Origin of the sequence: Mucilaginibacter sp. (assembly GCF_036383575.1) — a bacterium.
Lineage (GTDB): Bacteria > Bacteroidota > Bacteroidia > Sphingobacteriales > Sphingobacteriaceae > Mucilaginibacter.
Genome location: NZ_DASVOB010000494.1, coordinates 1 through 9,340 on the forward strand (window position 1 = coordinate 1; position 9,340 = coordinate 9,340).

The following is a 9,340-nucleotide window of genomic DNA, read 5'->3' on the forward strand; positions in this document are numbered from 1 at the left end:
ACACCTTTGGCGGCGCTTCTGTAGCGGGTTACCGTCAGTCAACACTGGCCAATACAAACCTGGGTTGGGAATCAACCACCCAGCTTGACTTGGGTCTGGATGCAAGCTTTTTAAATAACCGCTTAAGCGTAACCGCCGATTATTACCGCAAAGTAACCAATGATATTTTGCTGAACCTGGGGATCCCCGCAACTGTTGGCCTTAATGCGCCTCCGCAAAATGCCGGCTCGGTTGAAAATAAAGGTTTCGAGTTTAGTGTAGGGTATCATGGCGGTGAATCGGGTTTCAGGTATAATATTAACGCCAACCTCACCATTAACCAAAATAAAGTGCTCGACCTGAAAGGCACCGGGCCTTACATCACCGGCTCGGATATCGACCCGCGGTATATTGTAAAAGTTGGTTTACCGGTTAATACTCTGTGGGGTTATAAAACCGACGGCTTATTCCAGTCCCAGGCCGAGGTGAACAGCTATCCAACTTACGCAGCCAACTCTAAACCCGGTGATGTAAAATATGTAGACCTGAACCATGACGGTAAAATTGATGCCAATGACATGACCGCTATCGGTAACCCTTTCCCTAAATATACCTTTGGGCTGAGCAGCGACTTCGCTTACAAGAATTTCGATCTTAACTTCCTGTTCCAGGGAGTGGCGAAAGTGGATACCCGCTTATCTGGTGCCCTGGCAGAGATGGGCAACCAGGAAGGTTTTACCGCGTCAATATACACCAATAACTACTGGACGCCTGATAATACAGGCGCGCGTTTTCCGCGGCCAATCAAGTTTGATCTGCGTAACGTAGCCACGTCCGACAGGCTGATCATCAACGGATCATACCTGCGCCTTAAAAATATTCAGCTGGGTTACAGTCTGCCAAAAGAAACCGTTAGTAAGCTGCACTTAAGCCGGATCAGGTTCTATATGTCAGCTACAAACCTGCTTACTTTTTCCAAGCTGAACGAATGGAAGCTTGACCCTGAAGTAGAATCAGGCAGGGCTACTTATTACCCGCAAACGTCACTTTATACAGCTGGTATCAATGTTCAGTTTTAAACACCCATCAAAATTAAACGTCATGAAACATTCAACATATAAATATCTATTTGCATTGATACTGGCAGGCGGCCTTTCGTCGTGCCGTAAAAACCTTTTGGACTCCGTACCTAACGACCGGGTATCATCTAATATCTTCTGGAAGACAGAAAGCGACGCCTTGCTTGCCGATAATGCTTTGTATACAGACCTCGACGGAACAAGCATTTTTACCTGGGATGCCTTGTCGGATATTGCACATACCAACCAGAACTTTGATACACAGGCCTTCATCGAATTAGGCACCTATGACATTGCTAACGCGAAGATCTATAATGAATGGTCGGCCGCATACACCGGCATCCAGGCAACCAACTATTTCCTCCAAAATATCGCTACGGTTTCATCAACCAATACCACCCTCATTAACCGGTTTAAAGGCGAGGCTAAAGTGCTTCGGGCTTATCAGTATATTAAACTGGCCGGCTTTTTTGGCGATGTGCCGCTGGTCACCAAAACGCTAACCATTGCCGAAGGGCAGCAGGTTACCCGCACGCCCGTAAGCCAGGTATGGGATTTTGTGGACAAAGAATTAAGCGATGCCGCAGCCCTTTTACCGGCCACATACGCAGCCGCCGATAAAGGTCGTGTTACCTCGGGCGCTGCCTGGGCTTTGAAGGCGAGGGCTGATCTTTGGGCAGGCCGTTACCAGCTTGCAGTTGACGCGGCAAACCAGGTTAAAGGTTACACCTTGTACAGTTCATACCAAAACCTGTTTAAATACGCGGCCGAAAACAATTCGGAAGTTATCCTGGATAAACAGTTTTTAAAAGACTCCTATTCAAACGGGGTATTTGCCTTGCTGGCACCTTACAGCCAGAAGAATGCACAAAGTTATTACGTGCCTACCAAAGCGCTGGTTGATGCTTATGAAACATCGGCAGGAAAGAATATTAACGATGCGGGCAGCGGGTTTGACCCTTATCACCCTTATGACAATCGCGACCCGAGGCTGAGGTTTTCTGTATTTGTTGATGGCGATGTACTGCCCAGCGGTATTGCCTTTAAACCAGCGCCTAACAGTGGTACTGCAGATGCCATCGGTAGTACGTATATAGCTTCAACCACTGGTTATAACATTAAAAAATACATCAATACCGAGGATTATGCCAACCCTTCAAACAGCGGCATCAATATTATTTTATTGCGCTACGCGGAAGTGTTGCTAACCCTTGCCGAAGCCAAGATCGAGCTGAACCAGATAGATCAATCTGTTTATGACGCTATCAATACCGTTCGTAATGGCAGGAGCGATGTTAAGCTGCCCAATATTGCAACCGGTTTAAGCCAGGAACAGCTCAGGCAAATTGTACGCCACGAGCGCACGGTTGAGTTGGCTTTTGAAGGGTTGCACCTGTTTGATATCCGCCGCTGGAAAACTGCTGAAACTGTAATGACGGGCCCTGTTTATGGTATCACTTATCCTGATGCTACCAATAAACTGGTCACGGTACAGGTAGTTTCCTTTAACCGGGTGTTTGATAAATCGAGGCATTACCTGTGGCCTATACCACAAAAAGAAACCAACCTCAATCCTAACTTAAAACAAAATCCTAACTGGTAAACCAATGATCATGAAACGAAATAGGAAGTTTATAAACGTAAATAGTTCAGGAGCGGGCAAATGGCTGTTTGCTGCCGCGATGTTGTTTTTGACGACTGGTTTAAAGGCACAGCAGCGCCCTAATATTATTTTTGTACTGGCAGATGATATGGGGTATTCAGACCTGAGCTGCTACGGTAACCCGGTAATAAAAACGCCTTTTTTAGATAAGATGGCCTTAAAAGGGGTGAGGGAAACCAACTATGTGGTAACAAGTCCGTCCTGTTCGCCGTCACGGGCATCTTTACTCACCGGTCGTTATGCCTCCCGCATGAATGTGCCTTACCCGCTTTCGCCCGGTTCAACCCTTGGCTTGCCCGATCAGGAAGTAACCATTGCCGAAATGCTGAAAGGTGTTGGTTACCGCACAGCAATGATCGGGAAATGGCACCTTGGCGATCATAATGCTTTTAATCACCCTATGGCACAAGGTTTCGATTCTTATTATGGGTTGCTATACAGCCATGATTACCGCTCGCCATATGTGGTTACCGATACCACAATAAAACTATTCCGTAACCATAAGCCCGAGGTTATCAAACCTGCCGATTCTTCATTGGTTGACCTGTATACCAACGAGGCAATAAGATATGTTAAAGACCAGAAAAAAGGGAAACCGTTTTTCCTGTACCTGGCTCATAATATGCCGCATTTACCGGTAGCTTTTGCCTCGTCGAAAAAGAACAAAGGCCGCTCGGATGGTGGCCATCTTGGCGATGTGGTAGAGCAACTGGATGCCAGCCTGGCCGAGATCTGGAAAGAACTTGAAAAACAAGGTTTGGCTGATAATACCATATTTATGTTCTCAAGTGATAATGGCCCATGGATAGAGTTTCCATCACGAATGAGCGGCGATGGCGCAACCAAACATTGGGATGCCGGTACCGCAGGTGTTTTCAGGGGCAGCAAAGGCCTCAGTTATGAAGGTGGCGTACGTGAACCTTTCATTGTTTACTGGAAAGGGCATACCGTTGCGGGCTCGTTAACCAGCATGACCAGTAATCTTGACGTATTGCCAACTCTTGCCGAATGGGCTCATGCACCACTTCCTAAGGGCCGTACGCTCGATGGGCAATCCATATCGGGCCTGTTGCTTGGTAAAGAAACTAAACCTAAACACCGGGAAATTTATTATGTGAACAACGGTATCTGCGAAGCCGTTAGGCAGGGCGACTGGAAGTACCGGGAAATTAAAGGAAGCAATACCAATACCGGCATTGTGAAACAGGTACAGGAATCTAAAACAGAACTTTTTAACTTAGCCTACGATCCAAGCGAGCGTACTAATGTTATTGATGAGTACCCTGAACTTGCCAAACAACTGAAAGCACTGTTCGACAAGTTTCCCGGCCAAACAGAAAACTAAATTTAAAACCTATGAAGATCCCTTTTCCGCTGCACCGCCTGCTGGCATTTTTGCTGTTCTTTTGTTGCTTGAATGCTAACGCTCAAAAAAAACCTAATATCATTTACATTTATGCAGATGATCTGGGTTATGGCGAGCTGGGCTCTTACGGTCAGCAGAAGATAAAAACACCGTTTTTAGATCAGATGGCGCGGGAAGGGATCCGTTTTACACAGCATTATACCAGCACGCCGGTTTGTGCGCCGGCGCGCTGCATGCTGCTTACCGGCCGGCATGGCGGCCATTCTTATATCAGGGGCAATTATGAATTTGGCGGTTTCTCTGATGCCACCGAAGGCGGACAGATGCCGCTTCCCGAAGGTACTTTTACCATTGGCCACATGCTGAAACAAGCCGGTTATACCACCGGGGCGATAGGGAAATGGGGACTGGGTATGAGCAATACCACGGGCGATCCAAATAAACAAGGCTTTGATTATTTTTATGGCTACCTTGATCAAAAGCAGGCGCATAACTATTACCCCACCCATTTATGGGAAAACGGTAAATGGGATACCCTGCATAATTCCAGCATTTTTGTACACCGCAAACTCAAAGAAAACGAAACGGATACCGCTGCCTTTAATTATTTTATAGGAAAAGATTATTCGATAGACCGCTTATCGGCCAAGGCACTTGACTTTATTGGGAAGAACCAGCGCAAGCAATTTTTCCTGTACCTGCCATTTACAATTCCTCATTTATCCTTACAGGTACCAAAGGAGGCATTGAAACCGTACCTGGGCAAGTTTGATGATAAACCTTATCGCGGAGAAAAGGGATATGCAGCCACCTTATACCCGAGGGCAACTTATGCAGCCATGATCACTTACATGGATACGCAAATAGGGAAGATCTTTGCCTTGCTTAAAAAGTTAAATCTTGATGAAAATACCATTGTCATGTTTTCGAGCGATAATGGTGCAACCTTTGATGTGGGCGGTGCGGATACTAAATATTTTAACAGTGTCAGTGACCTGCGCGGAAAAAAGCAGGACCTTTATGAAGGGGGCATCCGGGAGCCTTTCATCGCCCGCTGGCCCGGAAAGATCCCGGCAGGAAAAGTGAGCGACCTGGCTTCAGTTCAGTTTGATATGATGGCCACCTTTGCTGCCATTGCGGGCATTAAAGCTCCCGAAAATGATGGTATTTCACTATTGCCTACCTTGCTGGGCAAGCCCGGGCAGCAGCAGCGCCCTTATATTTATTTTGAGTTCCCGGAAAAAGGCGGGCAGCTGGCTATCAGGTATGGGCACTGGAAGGGCGTAAAATCAAACATGAAAAAAGATAGTTTAGCCAAATGGGAACTCTATGACCTGGATAAAGACCCCGCTGAGGCAAATGACATTGCTTCAGTCCATGCCGATATCACGGGTTATTTTGATCAGATCGTTAAAAAGGAACACCGGCAGGCACACATCCATGAATGGGAATTTGTAGCCCCAAAGTTTGAAAAAGCTGATTAAACAGTAGCAATTCCTTCTTGAGCTCACTGGCTTGTTAGATAGTTAGCTGGATAAAAAAACAGATTTTTTTTAATAATATGTTATTATAAATAATTTTCTATATTTGCAATGTATAGTAAATCTATAGATATTATATACAATATGCAAAAACACAAATTACTTCCTTCTTTACCGCTGTCTGCTTCCTGTTTTAAGGGCTATTGTTGTTCCTGAGCTTACTCTTGCCCGGTTATTCGCTACGAAATCTATTTATCTAAAATTTAATTTATGTCTTCATTCGCACAATTAAAAAAGGCTGTCCTTGCATTGGAAGCCGACGCAGAAAAATTTTACAATTCAGGAAATAAAGCCGCCGGTACCCGGTTGAGGAACGGACTGCAACAAATCAAAAAAGTTGCCCAGGAGATCAGGCAGGACGTTAATGATATTAAAAAAAGCAAGTCCGAGCCAAAAGTATAACTATGCATCTGTCATATACTGCTATCCGTCATCACAACGCCGGTGTTATCGGGCTGCCTGGCAATCCGGTTAAAGTATCACCATTGGAAAAAGGAAGTTTTTTACCCTGCTTTTCTCTCAAAGAGAACAATCTAAACCTGCACCGTACATTCAGGGAAGATCGTTCCGGTAGGTCGGATTTATACAGGCAGTTGCAGAGCCGGGCCCTTGTTGTCGGATTTTATACTGCCGGCCAAATTGATCACGCGCTGCAACAACTCGGGCAATTAAACATGCTTCAGCAGGCAATCAATGCGCTTGGGGCCAATTTGATCATTGTTACTGCTGATGGCACCGGAGATACGCTGGACGAGATCAGGTGGATAAACAGTTTGTCGCTCAACTTTTATTTTGATCCGGAAATGAAGCTCGCGCAAAGTTTTGGGATCTGTACTACCAACCATGTGGCATGGAATGAGGATGATCCGGGACGCAGTAAGAAAGTGTTGCCTGCTATTTATGTGCTTGATCCGGTTAAACGGATCATATTTAGCGAGGTGGACCGTTCGTATTCATCAGTGGTTCCGGCAGATGAAATATTAAACTCCATAAGGTTCAGCTATTTTATATCCTGAACATTGACGGAAACCTGGTATTAATAATGAGAAACTAAATAATAAGGCGGAGTGGCCGAGCGGCTCAGGCGGGGGTCTGCAAAACCCTTTACGACGGTTCGAATCCGTCCTCACGCCTCCAATTGATGATTATACAGAATATGTCAAAAATAAGGATCATATTGTCAGCGATGCTCTTGATGGTAGCGATCTTGGGTCAAAATGCTATCGCCCGGCCGGTGGGTCACGAGAACCGGGTACTGGTTGTCATAGCGCATCCGGACGATGAGAGTACGATAGCGGTTACGCTGTATAAGATAGCTAAAGAACAGCACGGAATAGTTGACCTTTTTGTGATCACCAATGGAGAAGGGGGCTACAAGTACGCCACGTTAGCCGAAAGTTATTACGGACTTCCTTTAACAGACGAAAAAACAGGCAGGGAAAACCTCCCGCGTATCCGGAAAAAAGAGCTGATGAATGCCGGCCATATTTTGGGTGTCAATGAATATTATTTCCTTGATCAGTCAGACGCTCATTTTACAGAGGATGAGAAGGAGCCTCTTGATACCAGCTGGGATGTACCTGTTATCAAAAATCGCCTGAACCAGGTTTTACAGCATAATAAATATGATTTTGTTTTTTGCCTCTTGCCCGAAACACCTACGCACGGAGCTCATAAAGCAGCTACATTACTGGCGCTTGACGCTGTTGCAACCATGCCCGCTGCCAAACGCCCTGTGATATTGGGTGCAACACTGCATAGCAAATCGGATCCTGCTATATCTTTTCATCGATATGGTAGTTATCCCATTACACAAACAACCAGCGATAGCTGTTTCTTTTGCCTGGACAGGACAACAAGGTTCAGCTATAAGGACAGGATGAATTACAAAGTAATTGCCAATTGGGAAATTGCCGAGCATAAATCGCAGGGCGTAACCCAGATGACCATGAATGAAGGCGACCTGGAACAGTTCTGGTATTTTAGCCTGAACGGAAATTCAGGACTGGAAAAAACCAGGATCCTGTTTGATGAGCTTTCAAAAGTGCCTTATGTGACTCGCGTATATTAGGCTTGGCCTTATAACTAAACAATAAAAAGAAGAAAATATAATACAATGATTATTTCCCGGCAGTAACCTTTAAATACTATTGTCATGAATAGAGTACAACCTGTTGATATATCTGCGATCATAGCACGAAGTTCGGCTACTGATTATCCGCTGAATAATCTGACCCGGATATTCGCGCATTCCCGTTTGTCGTTGGATGTATACATGCAATGGCAGCCCTTATATCGTGAGGTGTCATCCATAATAGGGTTCAGGGCTGCTTATTTATATGCTTTTGTTATTTCCGAAACGATTGAATCAACTTTTTACTGTGACTTGTTTAGGGGGATAATTCTTGATAACGGGGACGATCCTGATAATCTTGAATTGTCTGAAATTGACCAGGACTTGTTGGCGTTCGGCGCAGAAATAGCTGAAAACAACGGGCACATCGCCGAGATCACCTATGACAGGCTAAGGGGCCAATACACAGACAAGGAACTCGTAACCCTGGTTGCCTTTGCCGGGCAGATGATCGCGGCTTGCATTTTTAATAATGTCATGGGAATCAGTGCGATAGATTATTAGCTACCCTGAGGCAGGGTAACAGGTAGTTTTTTAACAGAATTTAACATTCCATACAGTAAACCAATACTTATATGAACGTCTAAATATTAGCTTTTTAAAGGATAGGAAAAGCATTCTTTATTTAACAGTTTAATATAATGATGTCATGAAAGCTTTAAAAAAATCCATTACCCGGGTGTCAATGGCTGGTTTAATGATAATTGGTTTGGTTTCTACCGCCCAAGCACAGCGCGGCGGCGGTCATTTCGGTGGTTTCAGAGGTGGTTTTAGCCATGTGGGGTTCAACGGCGGTTTCAATTTCCGGACCCAGGCGACTCATGTTGGTTTAAATACAGGGTTTGGCGGGTTTTATCGTCCTCACGTTTACGCCAATATAGGTTTATTCATCAATACACTGCCCTTCGGCTATTATTCATTTTTATGGGGGCCTTACCAGTACTACTACTACGGAGGGACATTCTATCAGCCGGGAAATGATGGCGGTTACCAGGTGGCTGCGCCTCCCGTTGGCGCAGAGGTTCCGTCATTACCTGATGATGCGCAGCCCATTATGATCAATGGTGTGCAATACTATGAATATAATGGGGTTTACTACCAGCAGATAGTTAAAGACAACGGAAAAACCGCTTACGTGGTGGCAGGCAAAGACGGCGTATTAAACACCGATCAAAATGCTGGTGCCGCTAATACCACCGGTTCAGTAATGCCCGCAGTAGGGGATATGACCGACCAGCTGCCGGCCGGCTCACATAAAATTAAGCTCAATGGTAAAAAATACTGGGTAACACCCGATGATATTTATCTGGAAGAAGTTACTCATGATAACCAGACCAGCTATCGGGTATTTAGCGTACCCGAAAAAGCAAATGATGATCAGTCTGGCACACCGGAACCAAACGGCAGTGTACGTTAATATTTTCAACTCAAAGGGACAAATTCGGGGCAGTGATAGAACTGCCAGCGGTTTTGTCCCTTTGATATGAACCGGCTTCCCGGAGTATCTTTCTGCAGGCCCGTAAACAAACGCCTCTTTTGCTGTGTTGCTTTTATGTCTATTCAGGGAAATTTAGGTTC

General features: G+C 45.3%; 9 protein-coding genes and 1 tRNA gene. All 10 read left to right on the forward strand.

Going from position 1 to position 9,340, the window contains the following annotated elements; translation table 11 throughout:
• Nucleotides 1-1,058 (forward strand): TonB-dependent receptor domain-containing protein (locus VF500_RS17645; protein ID WP_330860942.1); only part of this gene is annotated, 1,058 nt, incomplete at its 5' end.
• A gap of 22 nt (nt 1,059-1,080) precedes the next feature.
• Nucleotides 1,081-2,661 (forward strand): RagB/SusD family nutrient uptake outer membrane protein, encoded by a 1,581-nt coding sequence (locus VF500_RS17650; protein ID WP_330860943.1) that lies wholly within the window; start codon nt 1,081-1,083, stop codon nt 2,659-2,661.
• Nucleotides 2,662-2,671: 10 nt separating this feature from the next.
• Nucleotides 2,672-4,066, forward strand: coding sequence for a sulfatase (locus VF500_RS17655; RefSeq protein ID WP_330860944.1), 1,395 nt, complete (start codon nt 2,672-2,674; stop codon nt 4,064-4,066).
• Nucleotides 4,067-4,077: 11 nt separating this feature from the next.
• Nucleotides 4,078-5,571: an arylsulfatase gene (locus tag VF500_RS17660; protein ID WP_330860945.1), complete on the forward strand. Its 1,494-nt coding sequence runs from the start codon at nt 4,078-4,080 to the stop codon at nt 5,569-5,571.
• A 267-nt stretch (nt 5,572-5,838) separates the two neighbouring features.
• A complete protein-coding gene (locus VF500_RS17665; protein WP_330860946.1) occupies nt 5,839-6,030 on the forward strand; it encodes a histone H1 in 192 nt (63 codons plus the stop codon).
• A gap of 2 nt (nt 6,031-6,032) precedes the next feature.
• The gene (locus VF500_RS17670; protein WP_330860947.1) at nt 6,033-6,644 is read left to right on the forward strand and encodes a redoxin domain-containing protein; all 612 of its coding nucleotides are present in this window, start codon (nt 6,033-6,035) and stop codon (nt 6,642-6,644) included.
• 45 nt (nt 6,645-6,689) lie between these two features.
• Nucleotides 6,690-6,765 (forward strand) — tRNA-Cys (locus tag VF500_RS17675).
• A 49-nt stretch (nt 6,766-6,814) separates the two neighbouring features.
• Complete coding sequence (locus tag VF500_RS17680; protein WP_330860950.1) at nt 6,815-7,699, forward strand: PIG-L family deacetylase; 885 nt, start codon at nt 6,815-6,817, stop codon at nt 7,697-7,699.
• 84 nt (nt 7,700-7,783) lie between these two features.
• Entirely contained in the window at nt 7,784-8,266 is a 483-nt protein-coding gene (locus VF500_RS17685) for a hypothetical protein (RefSeq protein ID WP_330860948.1), read from the forward strand.
• A 145-nt stretch (nt 8,267-8,411) separates the two neighbouring features.
• A complete protein-coding gene (locus VF500_RS17690; protein WP_330860949.1) occupies nt 8,412-9,179 on the forward strand; it encodes a DUF6515 family protein in 768 nt (255 codons plus the stop codon).
• The last annotated feature ends 161 nt before the right edge of the window (nt 9,180-9,340 follow it).